Here is a 24,455-nt window from a genome sequence, read left to right as displayed (position 1 = left end):
GCGCCGACCATGCGGGGGCCGACCGTGCGGTCCCGACGGCCGCTCGGTGCGGAGCACCGCGGGCACGCAGAACGGGCCCCGACCTGTCGGTCGGGGCCCGTTCGTGCAGCAGACGTGAGGTCAGCCGTTGAGGATCTCGCGCATGAGCTCGGCGGTCTCGGACGGCGTCTTGCCGACCTTGACCCCGGCGGCCTCGAGGGCCTCCTTCTTGCCCTGCGCCGTGCCCGCGCCGTCGGACACGATGGCGCCGGCGTGGCCCATCGTCTTGCCCTCGGGAGCGGTGAAGCCGGCCACGTAGCCGACGACGGGCTTGGTGACGTTGGCCTTGATGTAGGCCGCCGCCTTCTCCTCCGCGTCGCCACCGATCTCGCCGATCATCACGATCGCCTTCGTCTCGGGGTCGGCCTCGAACGCCTCGAGGGCGTCGATGTGGGTGGTGCCGATGATCGGGTCGCCGCCGATGCCGATGGCGGTCGAGAAGCCGAAGTCGCGCAGCTCGAACATCATCTGGTAGGTCAGCGTGCCCGACTTCGACACCAGGCCGATGGGGCCCTTGCCCGCGATGTTGGCGGGCGTGATCCCGGCGAGCGCCTCGCCCGGCGTGATGATGCCGGGGCAGTTCGGGCCGATGATGCGCGTCTTCTTGCCCTGGGCGTAGGCCCAGAACTCCGCGGAGTCCTGGACGGGGACGCCCTCGGTGATGATGACGAGCAGCCCGATCTCGGCGTCGATGGCCTCGATCACGGCGTCCTTGGTGAACGCGGGCGGGACGAACGCGACGCTGACGTCGGCGCCCGTCTTCTCGATGGCCTCGGCCACGGTGCCGAAGACCGGCAGCTCCACCTCGGCGCCGGAGGCGTCGGTGTGGGTGACGGTCGTGCCGGCCTTGCGGGCGTTGACGCCGCCCACGATGTTCGTGCCGGCCGCCAGCATGCGGGCGGTGTGCTTGGAGCCCTCGCCGCCGGTGATGCCCTGGACGATGACCTTGGAGTCCTTGGTCAGGAAGATCGACATGTCAGCCCCTTCAGCCGTTCGCCAGCTCGGCGGCCTTGTCGGCCGCACCGTCCATGGTGTCCACCTGCGTCACGAGCGGGTGGTTCAGCTCGTCCAGGATCGCGCGGCCCTCGTCGACGTTGTTGCCGTCGAGACGGACCACGAGCGGCTTGGTGGCGCCGTCGCCGAGCAGCTCGAGCGCGCCCTTGATGCCGTTCGCGACGGCGTCGCACGACGTGATGCCGCCGAAGACGTTCACGAAGACGCTCTTGACCTGCGGGTCACCGAGGATGACGTCGAGACCGTCGGCCATGACCTGCGCCGACGCTCCGCCACCGATGTCGAGGAAGTTCGCCGGCTTCACGTCGCCGTGCTTCTCGCCGGCGTAGGCGACCACGTCGAGGGTGCTCATGACGAGTCCCGCGCCGTTGCCGATGATGCCGACCTCGCCGTCGAGCTTGACGTAGTTGAGGCCCTTCTCCTTGGCCTTCGCCTCGAGCGGGTCGGCCTCCTCGTGGATCACGAAGTCCTCGTGCTCGGGGTGGCGCACCTCGGAGGCGTTGTCGTCGAGCGACACCTTGCCGTCGAGCGCCTCGAGCTTGTCGCCGTCGAGACGGGCGAGCGGGTTGACCTCGACGAGGGTGGCGTCCTCCTCGACGAAGACCTTCCAGAGCGACTGGACCATGGCCACGGCCTGGTCGGCGAGCTCGGCGGGGAACTTCGCGTCGGCCACGATCTCGCGGGCCTTGGCCTCGTCGACACCGGCGTCGGCGTCGATCGGGATCTGGCGCACGGCCTCGGGGTTGGTCTTGGCGACCTCCTCGATCTCCACACCACCCTCGACGCTCGCGATGCACAGGTAGCTGCGGTTGGAGCGGTCGAGCAGGAACGAGAAGTAGTACTCCTCGACCGGGGGCGTGGCCGGCGTGACGAGCACGCGGTTGACCGTGAGGCCCTTGATCTCCATGCCCAGGATGTTGGAGGCGTGCTCGTAGGCCTCGTCGGCCGTCTTGGCGAGCTTGACGCCGCCTGCCTTGCCGCGACCGCCGGCCTTCACCTGAGCCTTGACGACGGTCACGCCGCCCATCTGCTCAGCTGCTGCCTTGGCTTCGTCGGCGGTCTGCACGACCGTGCCGAGCGTCGTCGCGACGCCATGCTTGGCGAAGAGCTCCTTCGCCTGGTATTCCATCAGATCCACGGTGATGACCGTCCTTGGTTGTCCAGGTCCTCTGAGGTAGGTCAGAGCCTCTCGGGACTCTAGCCTCTGCGCGGCCGGTCCGGGCGATGGGGTGCGTCACAGGGCCACGGCCACGAACGGCTCCCGACCCGCCGTGAGCCATCACCGTGACGCGACGCGGGAGACCTGCACCTCGTGGAGCCCCATCGCGTCCAGCGCCTCGCGGAGCTGCTGCGCGGACGCGTCGTCGGCCACGACCAGCGCGGTGGCCGCGTCCTCGGCCCTGACCGCCCACGCCGTGGCCTGCGGGTCGCTGCGGCCCAGGTACACGACCTCGTGCCCCTCCGCGCTCGCCGTCCGCGCGCTCCGCAGAGCGGTGTCGGAGGCGGTGTCGGGGGCGGTGTCGGTGTCGGTGTCGAGGGCGGTGTCGAGATCGAGGATCGCGACCACGACGCGGGAGGACTGCACGTCGAGATCGTCGCCCATGCGCGTGAACCTGCTCACACGGGGCCTGCCTTCCACGCGGGGAACCCGGCGTTCGGCCCTCGATCGTGACCTTTGCTCCTTGACCAGACCCATGCGTCCTCTAGACTCGTCAGGTCCCGCCCTGCCGCCCGGAGGTTCCTGCGTGTCTTCGTCTGCCCCCAAACGTCGCCTCGACGTACGGCAGCAGACCCCTCGCGACACGCTCCCCGGCGGACGTCGGGCCGTCAGCCGCCCGCAGCGCCGTCGTCGGAGCTTCCGGCTGACGCCCGCCGCAGCGGGTGCCTTCGCCCTCGTCGTCGCAGGCATCGGAGCCGGCGCCTTCTCGTCGCAGGCCGACCGCGGTGCGCTGCAGTCGGGCTACCAGACGATCTCGGCCAGCTACACCGGCACGCAGGACGTCGACGTCACCCCCGAGATCGACAAGGCGACGCTCCAGCGCCAGACGGAGCAGCAGGCCTCGCAGAAGCTCAAGGTCGACGAGGAGCTGCGCGACAAGGCGCAGAACGTCGCCGACGAGTACAAGTCCAACCAGTGGGTCCTGCCCGTCACCGGCTACCGCCTCACGGCGCGCTTCGGCCAGGCCAGCTCGCTGTGGTCGAGCACCCACACCGGCCTCGACTTCGCCGGGCCGTCCGGCTCGACGATCGTCTCGGTCGCCGCGGGCACCGTGACGTCGGCCGGCTACGAGGGTGCCTACGGCAACCGCACCATCGTCACGCTCGACGACGGCACCGAGATCTGGTACTGCCACCAGAGCCGGGTCTCCGTCAACGTCGGCGACAAGGTCGGCGCCGGCCAGACGATCGGCTACACCGGCTCCACGGGCAACGTCACCGGCCCGCACCTGCACCTCGAGGTGCACCCGGGCGGCGGCGGACCCGTCGACCCCGACGCTGCGCTCCGCGAGCACGGCGTCACCCCCTGATCCTGCCGGGTCCGAACGGCCGGTCTCGAGCCGCGCTGCGTTGATCGGTCGGCCTGTCTGTTGTGCCGAGCGTGGACCTGCGGCTGCGCTTCCGCGCGTCGGAGCGAGGTCGGCCTTCGAGCGGCCCCGACGGAGCGGTTCACGCGCCGCGCCCGAGCCCGCCGCCAGAGGTAGGTCTCGCACCGAACCACGCCGTCAGAGGTAGGTGACGCTCCCGACGACGCCGTCAGAGGTAGGTCTCGCACCTCAAACGACCCGGATCCGGTGCGTCACCTACCTCTGACCCGCCGGTCAGGTGCCACACCTACCTCTGACGGTGCGGACCCGGCCAGGACGGCGGGGCCGATCGGTCAGAGCTTCTCGACGGGGGCGTAGCGCAGGAGCAAGCGCTTGACGCCCTGGGAGCCGAAGTCGACGCTCGCGACGGCGTTGTCGCCCTGGCCGTCGAGGGCCACGACGGTGCCGAGGCCGAAGCTGTCGTGGGTGACGCGGTCCCCCGGGTCGAGCGAGGGGATGTCGCGCTTGCGCTGCGACCGGGCCGCCGCGGCCTTGGCCGTGAAGGCCGGGGCGCTGGACGTGGACCGACCGCTGGACGACGCGGCTCGGGTCCAGGCCGTGGGCGACTGCGCCTCACGACGCCAGTCGAGCAGGTGGCCGGGCAGCTCGTCGAGGAAGCGTGACGCCGGGTTGTACGAGGGGGCGCCCCACGCCGCCCGGCTCATGGCGCGCGTGACGTAGAGCCGCTCGCGGGCCCGTGTGATGCCGACGTAGGCGAGACGCCGCTCCTCCTGCAGCTCGGAGGCGTCGCCGAGGGCCCGAAGGTGCGGGAAGACGCCGTCCTCGAGCCCGGTCAGGAACACCACGGGGAACTCCAGGCCCTTGGCGGTGTGCAGGGTCATCAAGGTGACCACCCCGTCACCCTCGTCGGGCACGGCGTCGGCGTCGGCCACGAGCGCGACCTGCTCGAGGAACGCCTCCAGGGAGCCGCGCGTCAGGTCGCCGTCCTCGCGGCCCGTCTCCTCGTCGGTGACCGTCGAGGCGTTCACGACGAACTCGCGCGCGACGGCCACCAGCTCGGCCAGGTTCTCGACGCGGGTCTCGTCCTGCGGGTCCTTGCTCGACTCGAGCGCGGTCAGGTAGCCGGTGCGGGTGAGCGCGGCCTCGAGCACGACGTCGGCGGGTTCGCCCGACAGGGCCAGCTCGCGCAGCTCGGCCATGGTCTCGGCGAAGGTGGTGACGGCGTTGAGCGAGCGCGAGGCCAGGTCACCGGCCTCCTTCGCGCGCTGCAGACCGTCCCAGAACGAGATCTGCTCGCGTGCGGCGAACCGCTCGACCGCGGCCTGCGCGCCGTCGCCGATGCCGCGCTTGGGCTCGTTGACGATGCGTCGCAGCGAGACCGTGTCGCGGGGGTTGATCAGCGCGCGCACGTAGGCGAGCGCGTCCTTGATCTCCTTGCGCTCGTAGAACCGCACCCCGCCGACGACGCGGTACGGCAGGCCCACGCGGATGAAGACCTCCTCGAACACGCGCGACTGCGCGTTGGTGCGATAGAAGACGGCGACGTCAGAGGCCTTGGCGTCGCCGGCATCGGTCAGCCGGTCGACCTCGTCGGCGATGAACTGGGCCTCGTCGCGCTCGTCGTCGCCGACGTAGCCGACGATGCGCTCGCCCTCGCCGGCCGCCGACCACAGGTTCTTGTCCTTGCGTCCCTCGTTGCGGCTGATGACGGCGTTGGCGGCGTTGAGGATGGTCTGGGTCGAGCGGTAGTTCTGCTCCAGCAGCACGGTGGAGGCGTTCGGGTAGTCCTCCTCGAACTCCAGGATGTTGCGGATGTTGGCACCGCGGAAGGCGTAGATGGACTGGTCGGAGTCGCCCACGACCATGAGGTCGAGGTCCGGGTCGGTCTCGGGGTCGCACAGCTCGCGCACGAGGGCGTACTGCGCGTGGTTGGTGTCCTGGTACTCGTCGACGAGCACGTGCCGGAAGCGGCGGCGGTAGGTCTCGCGGACGTCGGGGAACGCCTGGAACAGGTGGACGGTCTGCATGATCAGGTCGTCGAAGTCCATGGCGTTGGCCGCGCGCAGCCGCTGCTGGTAGAGCCCGTAGGCCTCGGCGTAGAGCTCCTCGGTGCCGTTGGTGGCGTGACCACCCGCGGACTCGTGGTCGACCAGGTCGTTCTTGAGGTTGGAGACCCAGTGCAGGACCGCGCGCGGGTTCACCCGCTTGGGGTCCAGGCCCATGTCGCGGCAGACCATGGTCATGAGGCGTCGGGAGTCGGCCGCGTCGTAGATGCTGAACGTCGACGTGTAGCCGAATCGGTTGGCCTCGCGCCGCAGGATGCGCACGCACGAGGAGTGGAACGTGCTCACCCACATGGCTCGCGACGGCCCGCCCACCAGCTCGGCCACGCGCTCGCGCATCTCGGCGGCGGCCTTGTTGGTGAAGGTGATGGCCAGGATCGAGCCCGGATGGGCGCCGCGTGCGGCGATCAGCCAGGCGATGCGTCGGGTGAGGACGCGGGTCTTGCCGGACCCGGCACCGGCCACCACGAGCACCGGACCGGGAGCGTGGGACACGGCAGCCCGCTGGGCGTCGTTCAGTCCCTCGAGCAGCGTCTCCGAGCGCGCCGCGCGTCGCCCGGACCGCCCGCTGCCGGCACCACCTCCGGTGCCGTCGGAGGGAGACGGGGGGCGGGCACCTTGGGGCACGGGGAACGGCAGCGTCATGACCGGTCCAGCCTAGACGGGAGGCCTGACACCCCGATCCCGCCACCTCCGGCTCGCCTGCCACCGAGGCGGCCCGCCCCGGCTCGCCCGCAGACTTGATTGTGTCACTACAATGCGATACAAAGGTTGAGACAAACCGTCGTCGAACCGGATCGGGGACCGACCATGAGCATCACCACCCTCGTCATCGTCCTGCTCGCACTCGCCGTCGTGCTGTACTGCACGGCACCGCGCCAGGCAGTGGCCCACGCCGCCGTCTGGGCACGGCGCACCCGGGTCGACGTCGACCGCGACGCCCTGGTCGCCGAGCTGACCCACCGACTCCAGGTCGGGGCCGTGGGTGCCGGCATCGGGACTCTCCTCGGCATCGTGCCGCTCGTGGCGGGGGTCGGCGCGGGCGACACCTCCGGGCCCGACGGCCTCGCCGACGTCGCGATCGTGCTGACCTCGACCGTCGTGTGCGCCGTCGCTTCCGAGGCCGTCAACGTCGTGCGCCGGACCCCGTCACCCCGCGGCCGCCGAGCCGCGTCGCTCGTGCCGCGCACGGCTCACGGCAGCACCGCTGAACGGATCGGCGAGCTGGCCCTCGTCGTCGCGGCCGTCGCCGGGTTCGCGCTCGCCGTGGCCACCCTCGTCGACGGCGTCGACGGCGGGAACGGCGCCGTGGCCGCCGCGAGCGGGGCCCTCGTCGTGATGGTCGTCTGCATCGGCGTCCGAGCCCGCATGGTGCGGCAGGCGCTCGTCGCGGAGGACGATCAGACCCTGGCCGTCGCGACCGTCGCCGGTGCCGTGAGCATCGACCGGTTCACCGAGAACCTGCTCGCCAGCGGTGGCGTCCTGACGCTCACGGCTCTGCTCGCCCCCGCGATCGCCGCCGGTCCGGGGGCGCTGCGCACGACGGCCCTCGTCCTCGGCGCACTCGTGGTCGTCCTCGTCGGCGGGCTCGTCGCCGTCCGGCGGACCAACCGCCAGGCGGTGGCCGCGTGATCGCCCTCGTGGTGGACCCGGCCACGGCCGAGCCCCCGTTCGAGCAGGTGCGTCGGCAGGTGGCCGCCGGCGCGGCCGACGGCTCCCTGCCGCCCGGGCACAAGCTGCCGACCGTCCGCCAGCTGGCCGCCGACCTGGGGCTCGCGGTCAACACCGTGGCCCGCGCCTACCGCGAGCTCGAGGCAGACGGCGTGATCGAGACCCACGGCCGACGCGGCACCTTCGTCGCCGCCGCGGTCGCCGTGGACGAGGACACCCGGGCCTCGGCCACCCGCTACGCCGCCGACGCCCGCCGGGCAGGACTCTCCCGCGACCAGGCGCTGCGGCTCGTCGAGGACGCGTGGGGCCGATGAACGCCGACCCCGTGTCCGTCCGGCTCGCCGGGGAGCGCGACCTCGACGAGCTGACCGACCTCTGGGAGCGGGCGGCTCGGACCAGCCACGGGTTCATGTCCGACGACGACTTCGCCGAGGCCCACCCGTACCTGCGCGACGCCCTGCTGCCGTCCATGGACGTCTGGGTGGCCGAGGACGACACCGGGCGCCCGCTCGGACTCGCCGGCGTGCGGGGGCCGCACCTGGAGCTCCTCTACGTCGAGCCCGCCGTGCACGGCACCGGCATCGGCACCCTGCTGCTCGACCACGTGCGCCCCACCAGCGTGGAGGTCTATGCGGGCAACACCCACGGCCTCGGCTTCTACACCGCACACGGCTTCAGGCGTCTGCGCACCCACACCACCGACGCCTTCGGCCGCCCGTTCCCGGTCGTGCACCTGGTGCGCGACGCGCCCTGACCCCGCTCGGGTGGTCCGGCGCCCGAGCTGCTGGGCTACTGGGCGAACTCGTTGGGGTTGCGCCACGTCCGCTCGAACGGCAGCCGCCAGGCACGCGGGGCGATCAGCTGGTGCACCGAGTTCGGACCCCAGGTTCCCGGCGGGTACGGGCGCACCGGCGGCGGGTCGTCGAGCAGCGGCTGGGAGATCTCCCACAGCCGCTCGATGCCCTCCGCGGTGGTGAACAGGGTCCGCTCCCCCTTCATCGCGTCGAGGATGAGCCGCTCGTAGGCCTCGAGCACCTCGTCGGCGCGGGCCGTGTCCTGCATGGCGAACTGCATGGACAGCTTGTCCAGACGCATGCCCGGCCCGGGTCGCTTGCCGTAGAACGACAACGACATGCGCGAGGAGTCGGCGAGGTCGAAGGTCAGGTGGTCCGGACCCGACAGCCCCACGCCCGAGCCGGCGGGGAACATCGACTTCGGCGGCTCCCGGAAGGCGATCGAGATGATGCGCGCCCCCTCGGCCATCTGCTTGCCGGTCCGCAGGTAGAACGGCACCCCGGCCCAGCGCCAGTTGTCGATCTGCGCGCGGAGCGCCACGAAGGTCTCCGTCTCGGAGTCGTGCTGCACCCCGGGCTCCTCGCGGTAGCCCTGGTACTGGCCCCGCACGACGTCGGACGGCCGCAGCGGCAGCATCGACCGGAAGACCTTGTTCTTCTCCTCGCTGATGGAGTCGGAGTCGAGCGACGTCGGCGGCTCCATCGCCATGAACGCGAGGATCTGGAACAGGTGCGTCACGACCATGTCCTTGAACGCGCCCGTGCCCTCGTAGAAGCCCGAGCGGCCCTTGAGCGACAGCGTCTCGGGAACGTCGATCTGGACGTGGTCGATGAACGTGCGGTTCCAGATCGGCTCGAACAGGCCGTTCGCGAACCGGAACGCGAGGATGTTGAGGGCCGCCTCCTTGCCCAGGAAGTGGTCGATGCGGAAGATCTGCTGCTCGTCGAAGACCTCGTGGATCCGCGCGTTGAGCGAGCGGGCCGAGGCGAGGTCGGTGCCGAACGGCTTCTCCATGATGATCCGCGAGCGGTCCACCAGGCGTGCCTGCGCCAGCGTCTGCACGACGTCGATCGCGGCCTTCGGCGGCACGCTCAGGTAGTGCAGGCGCCGCGGCTCACCACCCAGCTCCGCCTCGAGGGACGCCGCCATCTCGGCCAGCCGCTCGGGGCCCTCGGACACGTTGACGTAGTGCAGCTTGGGGGCGAAGTCGTCCCACTCCGCGTCCGGGACGGGACGTCCGAACTCCTGGCAGGCCTGCTGCGCGAACGCCCGGAAGCCGTCGTCGTCGAGGTCGTCCATGGACACCGCGATGATGCGCGAGTCCGCGACCAGCCTCGAGCGCAGCAGGTGCAGCAGCCCGGGGAGGAGCTTGCGTCGGGCCAGGTCGCCGGTCGCGCCGAACAGCACGATCAGGTGCGGGTCACTCATGGTCCGAGGCTAGACCCGGTTCGTTGCGGACGGGTGAACGTCGCTCGATCGCCGCACCGAGCGACCCAACGGAGCGCCAGGGTCGACCCGGGGTGCCCCCAGGGTCGCGACCAGCGTGCTCCCCGATGCCCCAGGACGTCCTGCAGGACGAGGCTGGCCGTCATGATCACGATCGAATCCCTCACCAAGTCGTACGGGCGGTTCACCGCCGTCGACGACGTCACCCTCACCGCCCGCCCGGGGCGCGTGACCGGCTTCCTCGGCCCGAACGGCGCCGGCAAGTCGACCACGTTGCGCGTGCTGACCGGGCTCACCCCTGCGACGTCCGGCAGCACCGAGGTGTGCGGACGTCGCTACGTCGACCTGCCGAACCCCGGCCTGGAGGTCGGGGTCCTGCTCGACGCCTCAGCCCAGCACGCCGGCCGCACCGGTCGCGAGATCCTCACCCTCGCGGCCCGCACCATGGGACTGTCGCCCCGACGCGTCGACGAGATGCTCGACCTCGTCTCGTTGTCGGAGGCCGAGTCGGCGCGCCGCGTGCGTCACTACTCCCTCGGCATGCGCCAGCGCCTCGGCCTGGCGACGGCCCTGCTCGGTCGGCCCGAGGTCCTCGTGCTCGACGAGCCGGCCAACGGGCTGGACCCCGCCGGCATCCGGTGGATGCGCGACGTGCTGCGTCGCTACGCCGACGACGGCGCCACCGTGCTGCTGTCGTCGCACCTCCTGCACGAGATCGAGGTGGTCGCCGACGACCTCGTCGTCATCGGGCAGGGCCGCATCGTGGCCCAGGGCACGAAGGCCGAGCTGCTGGCCTCGGCCGGCACCGTCGTGCGCGGCCCCGACCTCCTCGCCCTGCGTGGGGCACTCGCCGCGGCGGGCCACCGCACCACCGACGTCGGCGACGGGCTGCGCGTGGACGCCGACCCCGCAGCCGTCGGCCACGTCGCCGTCACGGCGTCGATCCACCTGACCGAGCTGCGCGCCGCCGACGGCGCCGGCCTCGAGGAGATGTTCCTCGAGCTGACCGCCGGGACGCAGCGCGAGGCCACGCCCAGCCGCGGCACCACGACACCGGCAGGAGCCGCAGCATGAGCACCGCCACCCACCCCGCCACCGCTCCCGCTCGACCTGGCTCGCGCGCCGTGCCCGAGCCGATCCCGTTCGGTCGCGTCGTCGGGGTCGAGATGCGCAAGACGTTCGACACCCGGGCCGGGACGTGGCTGCTGGCGAGCATCGGCATCGTCGCGGTGCTCGCCACGGCCGCCGTCATGCTGTGGGCACCCGACGACGCCCTGACCTTCGAGACGTTCGGCTCGGCCGTCGGCACGCCCATGGCGGTGCTGCTGCCCGTGGTCTCGATCCTGCTCGTGACCGGTGAGTGGTCCCAGCGCAGCGGGCTCACCACCTTCACCCTCGTCCCACGTCGGGGCCGGACCATCGCGGCGAAGGCCGTCGTCACGACGATCATCGGCGTCGGCGCCATGGCACTGGCGCTCGTGGTGGCGCTCGGCGGGGCCTACCTCGGACCCGCGCTGCGTGGCACCGAGCCGGTGATCGACCTGACCGTCGGCCAGGTCGGCACGCTGGTGCTCGCGCAGGTGCTCGGCATGTTCGTCGGGTTCATGCTCGGCGTCGTCACCCGCAGCTCGGCCGTGGCGCTCGTGGCGTACTTCGTGTTCTGGGGTCTCCTGCCGACCTTCAGCCAGCTGCTCTACGCGACGCAGGACTGGTACCGCGACGTCGTGGGCTGGGTCGACTTCGGCTGGGCGCACGGCGCGCTCTACGAGGGCGGGCTCTCGGCCACCGAGTGGGCCCAGCTGGGGGTCACCGGGACGGTGTGGCTGCTCCTGCCGACCCTCGCGGGACTGTGGCTCGTGATGCGTGCCGAGATCTCCTGACGTCCGTCAGGGATGCGGCCGGCGGACCGCGGCGATCTCGGCGACGTCGAGCCGGGACAGGACGCTGTCGAGCACCTGGGAGTCGTACCGGCCCTCGGCACGCAGGTCGAGCAACGCCTCGCGCTGGTCGTCCAGCACCACACGCCTCAGCCGGGTGAAGTCGTCGAGACGCCGGTCGCGCTCGGGCCCGTCGTCGCCGGCCCACTCCCACTCCGCAGCGGGGGTGCGGCGCCGGCGCACCTGCTCCACCGCCTCGGGATCGATCGTCCGGCCGTCCAGGCCGGTCTCCCGCACCTCCGTGCAGCGGGCGTCGGCCACCTCCCCCAGCGCGTCGAGGAGCGCCCGGAGCTGCTCGCGGCGCTGCTCCGTGCGGTCGGACTCGGCGCCGAGACGTCGGACCACCCACGACAACGTGCCACCCTGCACGAGCAGCGAGAGCCCGGCCACGCAGAACGCAGCGAGCACGAGCAGGCTGCGCTGCACCGTGTCGGGCGGGAGCGTCTGGGCGGCGGCGAGCGTGATGCACCCGCGCATGCCGGCCCACACGAGGACCACACCGTCGCGACGGCCCAGCCGCTGCTCCTCGTAGAAGGTGAGGTCGGCCTCGCGACGGGCGATCGCCTGGAGCGCCCTCTCGCGACGCCGCTGGGAGTGCCGTTGGGCGTCGTCGGACGCCAGGTACTCACGAAAGGTGGCCAGGCGTGGGGCATGACGTGCCGACGCCTTCCGGTCACGACGCAGCCCGAGGAACAGGAGCCCGACGTAGAGCGAGCGCCCCACCCACAGCACGGCCAACGCGATGGCCGTCACCGTCGCGAGCCGGCTCCACGGCTGGCCCGAGGCCTCGAAGTCGGCGATGAGGGGCCGCAGCTCCAGGCCCATCACGAGGAACACCGCACCCTCCAGCAGGAAGGCGATGGTCCGCCAGTTGACCTCCTCCGCGATCCGGTCCTCCGCCCGCAGCTCCACCAGGCCGCGGGCCCCGATCGCCAGCCCGGCCACGACCACGGCCACGAGACCGGACCCGCCCAGGTGCTCGGCCGGCGCATACGCCAGGAAGGGGACGACGAACGAGATCGACGTGGCGACGGTCGCGTCCTCCACGAGCGAGCGCACGAGCAGGCTGACCGCCGCGACCAGGGCGCCGACGAGCACGGCCACGACGACCGCCTGCACGAAGTCGAGCCCGACCTGCCAGATCGACACCGAGGCCCCCGTGGCGGCGACCGCAGTCCGCAGCAGCACGAGCGCGGTGGCGTCGTTGAGCATGCTCTCGCCGTCGAGCACCGTGACGAGGCGGGGCGCCACCCCGGTGCGACGCACGATCGACGTCGCGACGGCGTCGGTCGGGCTCACGATGGCACCGAGGGCGAATGCCTCGGCGAAGCCGAGCCCCGGCACCACGAGCGGCAGCAGCCAGCCGAGCGTGGTGGCAGACGCGAGCACGAGCACCACCGACAGGCCGCTGATCGCCTTGAAGTCGCGACGGAAGTCCACCGTCGGCATGTTCACCGACGCCGCGTAGAGCAGCGGTGGCAACACCCCCGCCAGGATCACCTCCGGAGCGATCTCGAACCGGGGCACGCCGGGGACGTAGGAGATCGCGACACCCACGAGGACGAGGATCAGCGGCGCCGCGACCCCCAGACGTCCGGCGAGCGAGGTCGCAGCGACGATGACCAGCACGCCGATCACGGTGAGGAGCAGGAGATCCATGGGGACCAGTCTCCACGTCGGTTCTCCGATGGGCGTTGGCCCGCTGCTGCGTCGGTGTGGCTGGGGCTTCGCTCGCTCCTGCGTCGCTGTGGCCGCGAGTGGACCTGCGCTCCGAAAGGGCCTCGACCGGGGCGGTGGGTCTCGGCTCCGTCGGATGTGCGGGGCGGCTGGGTCTCCGCCCGCGGCTGCGTCGCTGTGGCTCCGAGTCGGGGCGGTCTCCGGAAGGGCCTCGACCGGAGCGGCGGGTCTCGGGTCGGCTGGGTCTGCGGGGCGCGGCCACGATTCTCCATCTGCGGCGGGATCCACGCACAATTCGCCCTTCGCGTGGACCGTGCCTCGCGAAGGAAGCATCGTGGCGACGACTCGGGCGCCGTAGGGGCAGGGATTCTCCCTTCCCGTGGAACGGTCCGCGAGAAGGGAGAATCCCTGCCCACCCCGCGCACCGGGGACGCACGATTCTGCCTTCGCGTGCTGAAGCCCGAACGATGCTGCGTTGGTGACGGGATCCCGTAGCAAAGGCAGCATCGTTCGACCCCTCACGCACGAACGCAGAACCTTGCGTCCCCTCGAGCCACGCTCCGAGAACCCAACCGGACCCAGACCCCTCCGCCGGCCGAGGCCCACTCGGAGAACGCCCCGACTCGGCGCCGCAGTAGCGCAGCAGCGAGCGAAGACCCAGGCGAGGCGACGCACCGGCGAGCGGAGCCTCAGCGGAGGGCGCGCACCGACGACCGAAAGCCCTTCGAAGGACGCGCCCTCGGACCTCAGATCAGACGCCGGTCGCTCGCCCACTTGGTGAGCTCGTGCCGGCTCGAGAGCTGCAGCTTGCGCAGCACGCTCGAGACGTGCGTCTCGACGGTCTTGACGGAGATGAACAGCTCCTTCGCGACCTCCTTGTAGGCGTAGCCGCGGGCGATGAGCCGCATGACCTCGCGCTCGCGCTCGGTCAGTCGGTCGAGGTCCTCGTCGACCTGCGCCACCTCGATCGTCCCCGCGAAGGCGTCGAGCACGAAGCCGGCGAGGCGAGGGCTGAACACGGCGTCGCCCGAGGCAACGCGGTGGAGGGCGTCGACGAGGTCGCTGCCGGAGATGTTCTTCGTGACGTAGCCACGCGCGCCGGCGCGGATCACGCCGATGACGTCCTCGGCGGCGTCGCTGACCGACAGCGCCAGGAACCGCACGTCCGGTGCGGTGCGGTCGACCCGCCGGATCACCTCGGCTCCCCCGCCCCCGGGCATGTGCACGTCGAGCAGGACCACGTCGGGACGCAGCTCCAGGACGGCGGGGACGGCGGTGTCGACGTCCTCGGCCTCGCCCACCACCTGGAGCCGGGGGTCCTTCTCGAGCTCGGCGCGCACCCCGGTGCGGAACATGGCGTGGTCGTCGACGATGAGCACGCGCAGGGGCGCGCTGCCTCCGGGCCGGCCGGTCGGGGGACGGTCGTCGGTCATGGGGCCTCCTCGGCCTCGGGTCGAGCAGGGTCGCGGGGTGCCGGATCGGGTCGCACCGAAGAGGTCTCGCCCGCAGCGGGCGCCGCGCGTCGGGCGAGGGTGAGCGCCACCTCCGTGCCCTCCCCCGGCGTGCTGCGCACCCGGGCGGTGCCGCCATGACGCTCCATCCGGCCCACGATGGAGCCCCGGACGCCCATCCGGTCGTCGGCGATCAGGTCGGGGTCGAAGCCGGTCCCGCGGTCGCGCACGAACACCTCGACCTGCGTGCTGCCGACCTCGGCGTACACGTCGACGCGATCCACCTGGGCGTGCTTGGCGGCGTTCACGACGGCCTCGCGCGTGGCGCGGACGAGCGCCACCAGGTCGGCGTCGAGCGCCGTGTCGCCCACCACCACCAGCTCGACCACCAGCTGGTGCGTCTGCTCCACCTCGCTGCGGACCTCCCGCAGGGCCGCAGCGAGGGAGTCGCCCGGGGACTCCTCGTCCCCGTAGAGCCAGGACCGGAGCTCGCGCTCCTGACGTCGCGCCAAGGTGGCGACGGCGGCGGGGTCGTCGGCGTTCTTCTGCAGCAGCGCCAGCGTCTGGAGGACGGAGTCGTGCAGGTGCGCGGCCACGTCGGCGCGCTCCTGCGTGCGGATGCGCTCGCGGCGCTCGCTCCCGAGGGCCGTCACGAGCGAGATGATCCAGGGCCCGAGGAGCAGGAGCAGACCCACGACCGCGATGGCGAGGGCCGACCCGAGGTCGCGCACCGCGGACAGGCCACGCTCCTGCGTCACGAGGTACACGGCGCCGAGGGCGACCAGGCCGAGCCCGACCGCGACGCGGGCCACGAAGCCCCACCCTGTCGTGCGGGTGAGCCAGGTCTGCCAGGCGGCGTCGTCGATCTGGCGCCAGACGACCGCCACCCCGACCACCACGATGAGCAGCGGGATCAGCAGCGACCCGGTGAGCCGACCTCCGCCCTGCACGAGGAAGAGGACCCCGACGCCCACGGCGAGCACGGCGACGGTCTGCACGATCTCGAGGACGCCGGGGCGGCCCGCGGCGCGCATGCCACGACGGCTCGCGGACTCCAGCCCGGGCGACAGCTCCGGTCGGCGCAGTGGCATGAACCGCCACAGCAGCAGGTAGGCCAGGACGCCGACGCCGTTGAACCAGGTGGTGACCACGAAGCCGACGCGCACCCACAGGACCGGCACGTCGAGGTGCTCGGCCAGCCCCATCGCGACCCCGCCGACGACGCGATGGTCCGCCGGACGGTAGGCGCGCCGCACCCGAGGGCGGTCGGAGGACGGACCAGGAGGGGTCCTGGCTCCGAGGGCGGTCTGGCTCACCTCGGCATCGTCACACGTGCGCGCGAGCCGGCGCCACCAGGTGTCGCACCCGTGGTCCCCCGAGGTCCCCCGGGTTCGGGAACCAGGGTCGGACCAGGGTCGCGCCCGATGGTGCCGCACGCCCTGCCCGGCCGACGATGGAGCCATGACCACGCAGCCCCCTCCCACCGACCAGGCGCCCGACCCGGGCGCGAGTCCCCACGCACCCGGCCCGCGTCGCGGCTTCCGTGCCTTCTCCGAGGTGCGCCGCAGCTCCGACGACCGGATGCTCGCCGGCGTCTGCGACGGCGTCGCCCGCCGCTTCGACATCGACCCGGTCGTCGTGCGGGTGCTCACGGTCGTCCTGTGCTTCGTGGGACTCGCCGGCGTCATCCTCTACGTCGCAGGGTGGTTGCTGCTGCCCGCCGACGACGAACCGCGCAGCCACGTCGGTGAGTGGTTCGGGCTCGACACCAGCGAGGCGCAGGTGCGCGACACCGGACTCGTGGTGGCCGCGGTGCTGGCCGTGCTCGGTGTGCTCGGCGACGGTGGCTGGGGCTGGGGCGGGGACGGGCTGTTCTGGGCCGCGCTCGTCATCGGCGGACCTGTCGCCCTGGTCGTCTGGCTGGTCCGGCGCGGGGGCCGGCGGCGCGGGCACGAGGGCCACGGCGTCGACACCGGGTCGGACCCCGCAGGCTCCAACCGCCCGACCGTGACCGATCCCGCCACCGCGTGGTCGTCGACCCCCACCGACACGGTCGTCCTCGACACGGCCTCCGGCGAGCACCCGACCGCGGGCCTCCCACCCACTCCTCCGTCGGAGCCGCGCCGCTCGATCCAGCCCCCGCCCCCGCGGGAACCACGTGAGCCGTACAGCTGGATCCCGACGCTGCTCACCCTGTCGTCGATCGCGATCGCCCTCGCCGTGGTGCGCCTCGTGGCCGACCCGACGTGGCCGACCTACGTGGCCCTGGCCCTCGCGGTCGTCGGTCTGGGCCTCGTGCTCTGCACCTTCGCGCGAGGAGGTCTCCCGCTCGTGCTCATCGGGCTGCTCCTGCTGCCCGTGCTCGCGCTGGGCACCCTGGTTCCCACGCTTCGCGGCGGGGAGCTGGACGTCGCCCCGCAGAGCGCGTCGCAGGTCCGCGACAGCTACTCCTTCGGCTTCGGCCAGTTCGAGCTGGACCTGACCGACGTGTCCGACCCGGAGGCCCTGCTCGGGCGGACGATCGAGATCGAGACCGGCATGGGCCAGACCGTGGTCGTCGTGCCCGACGGCGTGCCCGTCGTGGTCGACGCGTCGGTCCGCGCCGGTGACCTCGTGGTCCTCGGGGAGCGCGACAGCGGGGTCGACCGGCGACTGCGGGCCTCCGCCACAGGTCCGGCCCTCACGATCGACGTCGACCACTCGCTCGGTCAGGTGGAGGTGCGTCGCCCATGACCGCCGCGCCCACCCCCGACCCTCTTTCCGACAGGAGCACCATGACCACCTCGCCGACCTCGACCCGACGCCCCCGCGTGCGGCCCTTCAACACGCTCTTCGGCCTGTTCTTCCTCGCCGCGGCCGGCCTGTGGGCTGCGCGGGGCCAGGACGTGCTCGACGGTGACCAGATCGGGCGCGCCGTCGCGGTCGGACTCATCGTCCTGGGCGTCCTCGGCCTGGCCGCGACGCTCGTCGTCAGCCGGCGCGGCCGTGCGCCGCGGGCCGCGGCGCCTGTCGCCCCGGACGTCGCGGACTACGACGAGACCGACGACATCGATCCCGACCGCCGCGACTGACCCCCGGCGACGAGCCAACGGTCACGCGCCGCCACCGCGGTGGCGGCGTAGTCGGTGAACACCCCGTCCACCCCGGCATCGAAGAACGCGAGGTACTCGGCCTCGGCGTCGCCGCGGGCGGCCACGTCGGCGCTGGAGCGGAAGTCGGCGGGCAGGAAGTTGTTCTCGTCGCGCATCGTCCAGATGTGCACGAGCAGACCCGCGGCGTGCGCGCGCTCCACCAGGCCGGTCTCCCCGTCCAGCCAGTGACCCCGTCGCCGCGCGATGACCAGCGTCTTGTTCGGACCGATGCCGTCGACGTGGCGGGCGAGCTCGGCCAGCTGGTCGCTCGTGGTCAGGTCCGCGTAGGTACGCGGGTCACCGGCCGCCACCAGGTCCCACGGCGCGTCCTTGCGGTCGAGCAGCTGGACGAGCGTGAGCGGTGTGCGCGGCCGCAACCCGCGCAGGTTGGCGGTCTCCATCGACTGGATCACCACCGGGACGTCGGCGTCCGGACGGTTCAGGTCGGCGGCCTCCAGCGCGTCGATCAGCCGGTCGTCCAGGTCGAGACCCAGCCCGCGGAAGTAGGTGGGGTGCTTGGTCTCCACGTAGACCCCCACCCGACGATCGGCCCGGCGGGCGATCTCCAGGACCTCCTCGAACGTCAGCACCTGCTGCGTGCCGGCGAGGGGGAGGTTCTGCGGGCGCAGCTGCGGGAGACGCTCGCGCACGCGCAGGGTCTTGACCTCCTCGAGCGTGAGGTCCTCGGTGAACCAGCCACTCAGCCACACGCCGTCGATCCGCTTCGTGGTGCGCCGGTCGGCGAACTCCGGGCGCGCGGCGATGTCGGTGGTGTGCCCGATCTCGTTCTCGTGCCGCACGACGAGGTGGCCGTCGCGCGTGGCGACCACGTCGGGCTCGATGTAGTCGGCCCCCTGCTCGATCGCCAGCTCGTAGGACGCGCGGGTGTGCTCCAGGCGGAGGCCCGGCACACCGCGATGACCGATGACGGCTGGGACGGGTGGCCAGGGCGCCGGACCGCTCATGACATCCAGTGAAGCACTCCCGACGAGCTCGTCGGGGGACCTCGCTGCGGTCAGAGCGTCCCGGCGATGGCCGCGACGAGGGCGAAGAAGGCCAGCAGCGCCGAGATCGGCACGGTCCAGAGCGTGGCGACGACCAGGCTGACCGAGGTACCGATCTTGGGCGGCACGAAGTAGCGGGCGCGCGGGAGGTCGCCCACGCCCTCGATCCACCGACCGGTCATGCCGACGCCCGACCACACGCCCTTGAGCCGGGACAGCACCCGCCAGCCCCCGCCGCCGGCGATCGAGGTGAGTGCGCCGCGCGTCTCGTCGACCTTGTCGCTCAGGCTCACCGCGATGCCGAGCTCGGTGGCCAGCTGCTCGGGCTCCTCGACCGCCCGGAGCACACGGTGGCGACGCGCCGCGAAGGCCGCGGGCACCAGGGCCAGCAGGACCGCGGCCACCACGAGCACCGTGCCGACGGTGCTGCCGGACGCCAGGCCGAGCGCGAACGTGGCCGCCAGGAACGGCAGGGGTGCGACCGCCAGCAGGAGCGACGGGATCCGCAGCAGCCGCACGGCCGGGACGATGACGGCGACCGCACGGTGCGCGGCGTCGGCCGTCTGCCCGTCGACGCGGGTGGTCGCCCCGTGCACGGCGCGGTTGGTGCGCGCGCTCCAGCTCTCGCGTCGTGGTCCGCCGTCGTGCGTCATGGCACCAGCGTAGGTCCCGCGCCCCAGCCGTCCACCGACTGCCGCGGGGATCGCGCACGGTGGCAACGGGACGCACACGCGGTCGAAACATCGTCTCGTTAGCGTCGCGACCCTCACGCACACGAGGAGGGGACATGGCCCAGCAGGAGAAGGCTCCCACCGGAGCCTCCGGGACGGACGCGACCGCCCAGGAGTACCTGGAGAAGCGTCAGCTGAAGCAGGGAACGGCGGGATGGGTCCTGCTGGCCGGGCTGGGCGTCAGCTACGTCGTCTCGGGTGACTACTCGGGCTGGAACTTCGGCCTCGCCGAGGGCGGCTTCGGCGGCCTGCTCATCGCGACGGTGATCGTCGCCGCCATGTACCTGGCCCTCGTCCTCGGCATGGCCGAGCTGTCGTCGGCGCTGCCCGCCGCAGGTGGCGGCTACACGTTCGCCCGGCGTGCGCTCGGGCCCTGGGGCGGCTTCGCCACCGGGACCGCGATCCTCATCGAGTACGCGATCGCCCCTGCCGCCATCGCGACCTTCATCGGCGCCTACGTCGAGTCGCTCGGCCTGTTCGGCATCACCGACGGCTGGTGGGTGTACCTGGCGGTGTACGCCCTCTTCATCGGCATCCACCTCGCCGGGGTGGGCGAGGCGCTCAAGGTCATGTGCGTCATCACCTCCGTCGCGCTCGTCGGCCTGCTCGTGTTCGCGATCGCGGCGATCGGCGACTTCGACGCCTCGCGGCTCACCGACATCGCTCCGACCGACGCCGCCGGGGCCTCGGAGCTCCTGCCCTTCGGCTACCTCGGCATCTGGGCGGCGATCCCGTTCGCCATCTGGTTCTTCCTCGCCATCGAGGGCGTCCCGCTCGCCGCCGAGGAGGCAGCCGACGCCGAGCGCAACGTGCCACGCGGGATCATCGCGGCGATGTCGGTCCTGCTCGTCACCTGCGTCGCCGTCCTCGTGCTCACGCCCGGCGCCGGGGGCGCGGAGGCGATGTCGTCATCGGGCAACCCCCTCGTGGAGGCCCTCGGCGACGGGACGGCCGCGACCGTCGTCAACTACGTGGGCCTGGCGGGGCTCGTCGCGAGCTTCTTCTCGATCATCTACGCCTACTCGCGCCAGCTGTTCGCGCTGTCGCGGGCCGGCTACCTGCCGACGGCGCTGTCGGTCACGAACCGCCGCAAGGCGCCGGTGCTGGCGCTCGTCGTCCCGGGCATCGTCGGGTTCGGGCTCTCGTTGACCGGCCAGGGTGCGCTCCTGCTCAACATGGCCGTCTTCGGCGCGGCCCTCAGCTACGTGCTGATGATGGTGAGCCACGTGGTGCTACGGGTCCGCGAGCCCGACATGCCCCGGCCCTACCGGACGCCGGGCGGCATCGCGACCACCGGCTTCGCGCTGGCCGTGGCGGCGCTGTCGGTCGTCGCCACGTTCCTCGTCGACAGCACCGCAGCCCTGTGGTGCGTGGCGGTCTTCACCGCGTTCATGGTGTACTTCGCCCTCTACAGCCGTCACCACCTCGTGGCCGCCTCCCCCGACGAGGAGTTCGCCGCACTGGCCCGCGCCGAGCAGGAGCTGGAGTGAGCGTGGCCGGTCCGGGGGCAGGGGGACCGATACGCCGTCAGAGCCTCGGCGGCACGACCTACCGTTTCGACGGTCTCGTCGACCTCATGGCGAAGGCCACCCCCGCTCGCTCCGGGGACCAGCTCGCCGGGTGTGCCGCCGAGTCCGACGCCGAGCGCGCGGCGGCCGCGTGGGCACTGGCCGACGAGCCGCTGCAGACGTTCCTCGACGAGCACGTCGTCCCGTACGAGAGCGACGAGGTCACCCGCCTGATCATCGACTCCCACAACGCCTCCGCGTTCGCCCCGGTGGCCCACCTCACGGTGGGCGGGCTGCGCGACTGGCTGCTCGAGCAGTGCACCCGCCCCGACGCCGCGACCACCCTCGCGGCCCTGGCTCCCGGACTGACGCCCGAGATGGTGGCCGCCGTCTCGAAGCTCATGCGCAACCAGGACCTCGTGCTCGTCGCCCAGGCCGCGCAGGTCGTCTCGGCCTTCCGCACGACGATCGGCCTGCCGGGGCGGATCGCGACCCGCCTGCAGCCCAACCACCCCACCGACGACCCTGCCGGGATCGCTGCTGCGACGCTCGACGGGCTGCTCATGGGGTCCGGTGACGCGGTCATCGGCATCAACCCCGCCACCGACTCCCCGCAGACCACGGCACGTCTGCTGCACCTGCTCGACGAGCTCCGTCTGCGCTTCGACATCCCGATGCAGTCGTGCGTGCTCTCGCACGTCACGACCACGCTGGACCTCATCGAGCAGGGAGTGCCCGTCGACCTGGTGTTCCAGTCCATCGCCGGGACCGAGGGGGCGAACGCGTCCTTCGGCGTCACCGTGCCGCTGCTGCTCGAGGCCAGCGCGGCCGGACGGTCGCTCGGCCGCGGGACCGTGGGCGACCAGGTCATGTACCTCGAGACGGGGCAGGGGTCGGCTCTCTCGGCCGGCGCCCATCTGGGCACCGGTGGGAGGGCGGTCGACCAGCAGACGCTCGAGACCCGTGCCTACGGGCTGGCCCGGGCGCTCGACCCCCTGCTCGTGAACACCGTCGTCGGCTTCATCGGTCCGGAGTACCTCTACGACGGCAAGCAGATCATCCGGGCGGGCCTGGAGGACCACTTCTGCGGGAAGCTGCTGGGGCTGCCGATGGGCGTCGACGTCTGCTACACCAACCACGCCGAGGCCGACCAGGACGACATGGACACGCTGCTGACGCTCCTGGGCGTGGCCGGCGCCGCGTTCGTCATCGCGGTGCCCGGTGCCGACGACGTGATGCTCGGGTACCAGAGCCTGTCGTTCCACGACGCGCTCTACGTGCGGCAGGCGCTCGGACTACGACCTGCGCCGGAGTTCGAGGCGTGGTTGGCCGGTCTCGGCATGGTCGACGACGCGGGACGGGTGCTCCCGGTCGACCTCGGTGCCTCGCCACTGCTCTCGATCGCGGGACCGTCGTGACCGGCACTCCCCCACCGTCGCGGCCCGGGGACGACCCGTGGGACGGTCTGCGGCGCACCACGCAGGCCCGCATCGGTCTCGGACGGGCAGGCAGCTCCCTGCCCACACGACGGGTGCTGGAGTTCCGCGCCGCCCATGCCGCCGCACGCGACGCCGTGCACGAGCCCCTCGACGTCGACGCTCTGGCGGCCCGGGTCAGCGAGGTCGGCCTCGGCGAGCCGTTGTGCGTGCGCAGCCTGGCGGAGGGGCGCGCCGAGTACCTGCGCCGGCCCGACCTGGGGCGTCGGCCCGCCGACCTCGAGCACCTGCGGCAGCATCGCGGCGCCGACCTCGCGATCGTGCTGGCGGACGGCCTGTCCCCCCGCGCCCTCACCGACCACGCCATCGGTGTGCTCACGACGCTCGTCGACGCGCTCGGGGGGCTCTACCGGATCGCCCCACCGGTGATCGCCACGCAGTCGCGCGTGGCGCTCGGTGACCACGTCGGCGAGGCGCTCGGCGTGCAGTCGCTGCTCGTCGTCATCGGTGAGCGGCCGGGTCTGTCGGTGGCCGACAGCCTCGGGATCTACCTGACGCACGACCCCAGGCCCGGCCGCAGCGACGCCGAGCGGAACTGCATCTCCAACATCCACCCGCCCGAGGGGCTGGGCTACGACGCGGCCGGGCGGATCGCCGTGGCGCTCGTGCAGGGCTCGCGGCAGCTCGGGCGGTCGGGGGTGGCGCTCAAGGACTCCTCCGCCGCGCAGGCGGTGGAGGCGGCCGAGGCAGCCGCCGTCGAGCACGTGCCGTAGACCTCGCCCCGTGCCCTAGGGTGCTCGCGTGGCCGTCGTCCTGTCCCTGATCTCCGCGCTCGCGTACGGCGTCTCGGACTTCCTCGGTGGGCTGTTCGCCAAGCGGTCGGGCCCGTGGCAGACCGCCGTCGTCGGGCAGCTGTCGTCGACGGTGTGCGTGGCCGCCGCCGCAGCGGTCGTCGGGGGCGCCGCGGTCGGGTCGGACTGGGCCTGGGCGTCGGCCGGCGGCGTCGGGGCCGGCGTGGGTGCAGCGGTGCTGTACCGCGGTCTCGCCGGCGGACGGATGAGCGTGGTGGCCCCGTTGTCCGCGGTCGTCTGCGCCCTGCTGCCCGTGGCGGTCGGTCTCGTCACGGGTGACCGGCCGAGCGCGCTGGCCCTGGCCGGGATCGTGGTGGCCTTCCCCGCGATCGCCCTCGTGTCGCGCGTGGTCGAGGAGGACGCGGTCGCGGCGGCCGCGCACCGCGGGGGCGTCGTCGACGGCCTGCTGGCCGGCGTCGGCTTCGGCGTGCTGTTCGTCGCGCTCGGGCAGGTGGGCGACGACGCCGGGCTCTGGCCGCTCGCCCTCGCCAACGCCGTGGCCATGCTCGCCGTCGTGGCCGTCGCCGTGACGGTGCGTCAGCCGTGGGTCCCCCGCGAGCCCGCAGCGTGGCGCGCACTGGCGATGGGACCTCTCGGGGCCACCGCCACCGCGGCCTTCCTGCTCGCCACGCGCGAGGGCCTGCTGTCGGTGGTCTCGGTCATCTCGGCGCTCTACCCGGCCGCGACCGTGCTTCTGGCCACGCTGGTGCTGAAGGAGCGCATCCAGGCCTGGCAGGGCGTCGGCCTGGCCCTGGCCGCCACCGCGGTCACCCTCGTCGCGCTGGGCTGACCGAATCGTCCGTCGGCAGCGTCGGCAACGGGCCTTCGCGTGCTGCTGCGTCGCTGCCGCTGGGCTTTCGCCTGCTGCTGCGCCGCTGAGGCTGCGAGTCGACCTGCTCTCCGAAGGGCCTCGACCGGAGCGGTGGGACTGGTCCCGGCTGGGTCTGCGGGGCGCGGCCACGATTCTTCATCTGCGCGTGATCCACGCACGGTTCTTCCTTCTCGTGGACCGTGCCTCGCGAAGGAAGAATCGTGGCGACGACCAGGGGCCCCGGAGGGGCAGTGATTCTCCATCGTCGTGGGACGGTCCACGAGTAGGGAGAATCTCTGCCCACCCGGGACGGTCCACGAGTAGGGAGAATCTCTGCCCACCCG

22 protein-coding genes are annotated in these 24,455 nt (G+C 72.3%); 12 read left to right on the top strand and 10 right to left on the bottom strand.

Features of this window, described 5'->3' with window-relative positions:
• Positions 1–120 precede the first annotated feature (120 nt).
• The 3 genes from sucD to ASF37_RS16380 all read right to left on the bottom strand — a co-directional run bounded on the left by sucD (position 121) and on the right by ASF37_RS16380 (position 2,656).
• Entirely contained in the window at positions 121–1,014 is an 894-nt protein-coding gene (gene sucD / locus ASF37_RS16390) for a succinate--CoA ligase subunit alpha (RefSeq protein WP_055969374.1), read from the bottom strand.
• Between the two features lie 10 nt (positions 1,015–1,024).
• The gene (gene sucC, locus ASF37_RS16385) at positions 1,025–2,191 is read right to left on the bottom strand and encodes an ADP-forming succinate--CoA ligase subunit beta (protein ID WP_055969377.1); all 1,167 of its coding nucleotides are present in this window, start codon (positions 2,189–2,191) and stop codon (positions 1,025–1,027) included.
• Positions 2,192–2,332: 141 nt separating this feature from the next.
• Positions 2,333–2,656, bottom strand: coding sequence for a hypothetical protein (locus ASF37_RS16380; protein WP_056574662.1), 324 nt, complete (start codon positions 2,654–2,656; stop codon positions 2,333–2,335).
• Between the two features lie 142 nt (positions 2,657–2,798).
• Between ASF37_RS16380 and ASF37_RS16375 the strand changes: the two genes are divergently transcribed.
• Positions 2,799–3,581 carry a M23 family metallopeptidase gene (locus tag ASF37_RS16375; RefSeq protein ID WP_055969383.1) on the top strand — a complete coding sequence of 261 codons (783 nt, stop codon included), beginning with the start codon at positions 2,799–2,801 and terminating at the stop codon, positions 3,579–3,581.
• Positions 3,582–3,931: 350 nt separating this feature from the next.
• On the opposite strand, the gene pcrA is transcribed toward ASF37_RS16375, so the two are convergent.
• On the bottom strand, positions 3,932–6,307 hold the full coding sequence (gene pcrA / locus ASF37_RS16370; RefSeq protein ID WP_082480525.1) for a DNA helicase PcrA: 2,376 nt from the start codon (positions 6,305–6,307) through the stop codon (positions 3,932–3,934).
• 165 nt (positions 6,308–6,472) lie between these two features.
• On the opposite strand from pcrA, the gene ASF37_RS16365 reads away from it, so the two are divergent.
• Genes ASF37_RS16365 through ASF37_RS16355 form a run of 3 tightly spaced genes read left to right on the top strand, consistent with a single transcriptional unit; the run spans position 6,473 to position 8,087 of the window.
• Positions 6,473–7,294, top strand: coding sequence for a hypothetical protein (locus tag ASF37_RS16365; protein ID WP_056581734.1), 822 nt, complete (start codon positions 6,473–6,475; stop codon positions 7,292–7,294).
• Complete coding sequence (locus ASF37_RS16360; RefSeq protein ID WP_082480526.1) at positions 7,291–7,647, top strand: GntR family transcriptional regulator; 357 nt, start codon at positions 7,291–7,293, stop codon at positions 7,645–7,647. Before ASF37_RS16365 ends, ASF37_RS16360 begins: the two co-directional genes overlap by 4 nt.
• Positions 7,644–8,087 carry a GNAT family N-acetyltransferase gene (locus ASF37_RS16355; RefSeq protein ID WP_056552647.1) on the top strand — a complete coding sequence of 148 codons (444 nt, stop codon included), beginning with the start codon at positions 7,644–7,646 and terminating at the stop codon, positions 8,085–8,087. Before ASF37_RS16360 ends, ASF37_RS16355 begins: the two co-directional genes overlap by 4 nt.
• Before the next feature lie 35 nt (positions 8,088–8,122).
• Here the strand turns inward: ASF37_RS16355 and zwf are convergent, their stop codons facing one another.
• Entirely contained in the window at positions 8,123–9,556 is a 1,434-nt protein-coding gene (gene zwf, locus ASF37_RS16350; protein WP_056581732.1) for a glucose-6-phosphate dehydrogenase, read from the bottom strand.
• Between the two features lie 162 nt (positions 9,557–9,718).
• On the opposite strand from zwf, the gene ASF37_RS16345 reads away from it, so the two are divergent.
• Together ASF37_RS16345 and ASF37_RS16340 are read left to right on the top strand one after the other, a co-directional pair.
• Positions 9,719–10,648, top strand: coding sequence for an ABC transporter ATP-binding protein (locus ASF37_RS16345; RefSeq protein WP_056581731.1), 930 nt, complete (start codon positions 9,719–9,721; stop codon positions 10,646–10,648).
• Entirely contained in the window at positions 10,645–11,454 is an 810-nt protein-coding gene (locus tag ASF37_RS16340; protein ID WP_056581730.1) for an ABC transporter permease, read from the top strand. The genes ASF37_RS16345 and ASF37_RS16340 overlap by 4 nt, the downstream gene beginning before the upstream one ends.
• Before the next feature lie 6 nt (positions 11,455–11,460).
• Here ASF37_RS16340 and ASF37_RS16335 read toward each other — a convergent pair whose 3' ends face one another.
• The 3 genes from ASF37_RS16335 to ASF37_RS16325 form a co-directional block, all read right to left on the bottom strand.
• Positions 11,461–13,170 (bottom strand): sodium:proton antiporter, encoded by a 1,710-nt coding sequence (locus ASF37_RS16335; RefSeq protein WP_056581729.1) that lies wholly within the window; start codon positions 13,168–13,170, stop codon positions 11,461–11,463.
• Between the two features lie 764 nt (positions 13,171–13,934).
• Positions 13,935–14,621, bottom strand: coding sequence for a response regulator transcription factor (locus ASF37_RS16330; RefSeq protein WP_056581728.1), 687 nt, complete (start codon positions 14,619–14,621; stop codon positions 13,935–13,937).
• Positions 14,618–15,955, bottom strand: a complete 1,338-nt coding sequence (locus ASF37_RS16325; protein WP_235500019.1) for an ATP-binding protein — start codon at positions 15,953–15,955, stop codon at positions 14,618–14,620. Before ASF37_RS16325 ends, ASF37_RS16330 begins: the two co-directional genes overlap by 4 nt.
• Positions 15,956–16,100: 145 nt before the next feature.
• Between ASF37_RS16325 and ASF37_RS16320 the strand changes: the two genes are divergently transcribed.
• Together ASF37_RS16320 and ASF37_RS16315 are read left to right on the top strand one after the other, a co-directional pair.
• The gene (locus ASF37_RS16320; RefSeq protein WP_056581727.1) at positions 16,101–17,372 is read left to right on the top strand and encodes a PspC domain-containing protein; all 1,272 of its coding nucleotides are present in this window, start codon (positions 16,101–16,103) and stop codon (positions 17,370–17,372) included.
• A 41-nt stretch (positions 17,373–17,413) separates the two neighbouring features.
• Positions 17,414–17,710 carry a hypothetical protein gene (locus ASF37_RS16315; RefSeq protein WP_055969411.1) on the top strand — a complete coding sequence of 99 codons (297 nt, stop codon included), beginning with the start codon at positions 17,414–17,416 and terminating at the stop codon, positions 17,708–17,710.
• Here ASF37_RS16315 and ASF37_RS17525 read toward each other — a convergent pair.
• Together ASF37_RS17525 and ASF37_RS17520 are read right to left on the bottom strand one after the other, a co-directional pair.
• Complete coding sequence (locus tag ASF37_RS17525; protein ID WP_056552654.1) at positions 17,668–18,735, bottom strand: glycerophosphodiester phosphodiesterase family protein; 1,068 nt, start codon at positions 18,733–18,735, stop codon at positions 17,668–17,670. The two genes, ASF37_RS16315 and ASF37_RS17525, sit on opposite strands and share 43 nt — an antisense overlap.
• 50 nt (positions 18,736–18,785) lie before the next feature.
• Entirely contained in the window at positions 18,786–19,427 is a 642-nt protein-coding gene (locus ASF37_RS17520; protein WP_056552657.1) for a hypothetical protein, read from the bottom strand.
• Between the two features lie 134 nt (positions 19,428–19,561).
• Here ASF37_RS17520 and eat point away from each other — a divergent pair, with 134 nt between their 5' ends.
• From eat to ASF37_RS16285, 4 genes are read left to right on the top strand one after another with little or no spacing between them, the layout of a single operon-like run.
• On the top strand, positions 19,562–20,995 hold the full coding sequence (eat, locus tag ASF37_RS16300) for an ethanolamine permease (protein ID WP_056581726.1): 1,434 nt from the start codon (positions 19,562–19,564) through the stop codon (positions 20,993–20,995).
• Entirely contained in the window at positions 20,992–22,431 is a 1,440-nt protein-coding gene (locus ASF37_RS16295; protein WP_369815241.1) for an ethanolamine ammonia-lyase subunit EutB, read from the top strand. The genes eat and ASF37_RS16295 overlap by 4 nt, the downstream gene beginning before the upstream one ends.
• Positions 22,428–23,222: an ethanolamine ammonia-lyase subunit EutC gene (gene eutC, locus ASF37_RS16290; protein WP_056574682.1), complete on the top strand. Its 795-nt coding sequence runs from the start codon at positions 22,428–22,430 to the stop codon at positions 23,220–23,222. The genes ASF37_RS16295 and eutC overlap by 4 nt, the downstream gene beginning before the upstream one ends.
• 28 nt (positions 23,223–23,250) lie before the next feature.
• Entirely contained in the window at positions 23,251–24,090 is an 840-nt protein-coding gene (locus ASF37_RS16285; protein WP_055969425.1) for a DMT family transporter, read from the top strand.
• Positions 24,091–24,455: the final 365 nt, after the last annotated feature.

It is taken from the genome of Aeromicrobium sp. Leaf289, from assembly GCF_001423335.1.
Lineage (GTDB): Bacteria > Actinomycetota > Actinomycetes > Propionibacteriales > Nocardioidaceae > Aeromicrobium.
This window is presented reverse-complemented; position numbering and strand designations above follow the sequence as displayed.

Bases quoted from the DNA above. Each gene is read 5' to 3' on its own strand.
- ASF37_RS16335 (WP_056581729.1), bottom strand. From the start codon at position 13,170: ATGGATCTCCTGCTCCTCACCGTGATCGGCGTGCTGGTCATCGTCGCT.
- ASF37_RS16315 (WP_055969411.1), top strand. From the start codon at position 17,414: ATGACCACCTCGCCGACCTCGACCCGACGCCCCCGCGTGCGGCCCTTC.
- ASF37_RS16320 (WP_056581727.1), top strand. From the start codon at position 16,101: ATGACCACGCAGCCCCCTCCCACCGACCAGGCGCCCGACCCGGGCGCG.
- ASF37_RS16355 (WP_056552647.1), top strand. From the start codon at position 7,644: ATGAACGCCGACCCCGTGTCCGTCCGGCTCGCCGGGGAGCGCGACCTC.
- pcrA (WP_082480525.1), bottom strand. From the start codon at position 6,307: ATGACGCTGCCGTTCCCCGTGCCCCAAGGTGCCCGCCCCCCGTCTCCC.
- ASF37_RS16340 (WP_056581730.1), top strand. From the start codon at position 10,645: ATGAGCACCGCCACCCACCCCGCCACCGCTCCCGCTCGACCTGGCTCG.
- ASF37_RS16345 (WP_056581731.1), top strand. From the start codon at position 9,719: ATGATCACGATCGAATCCCTCACCAAGTCGTACGGGCGGTTCACCGCC.
- zwf (WP_056581732.1), bottom strand. From the start codon at position 9,556: ATGAGTGACCCGCACCTGATCGTGCTGTTCGGCGCGACCGGCGACCTG.
- ASF37_RS16380 (WP_056574662.1), bottom strand. From the start codon at position 2,656: ATGGGCGACGATCTCGACGTGCAGTCCTCCCGCGTCGTGGTCGCGATC.
- sucD (WP_055969374.1), bottom strand. From the start codon at position 1,014: ATGTCGATCTTCCTGACCAAGGACTCCAAGGTCATCGTCCAGGGCATC.
- ASF37_RS16365 (WP_056581734.1), top strand. From the start codon at position 6,473: ATGAGCATCACCACCCTCGTCATCGTCCTGCTCGCACTCGCCGTCGTG.
- ASF37_RS17520 (WP_056552657.1), bottom strand. From the start codon at position 19,427: ATGACGCACGACGGCGGACCACGACGCGAGAGCTGGAGCGCGCGCACC.
- ASF37_RS17525 (WP_056552654.1), bottom strand. From the start codon at position 18,735: ATGAGCGGTCCGGCGCCCTGGCCACCCGTCCCAGCCGTCATCGGTCAT.
- eat (WP_056581726.1), top strand. From the start codon at position 19,562: ATGGCCCAGCAGGAGAAGGCTCCCACCGGAGCCTCCGGGACGGACGCG.
- ASF37_RS16330 (WP_056581728.1), bottom strand. From the start codon at position 14,621: ATGACCGACGACCGTCCCCCGACCGGCCGGCCCGGAGGCAGCGCGCCC.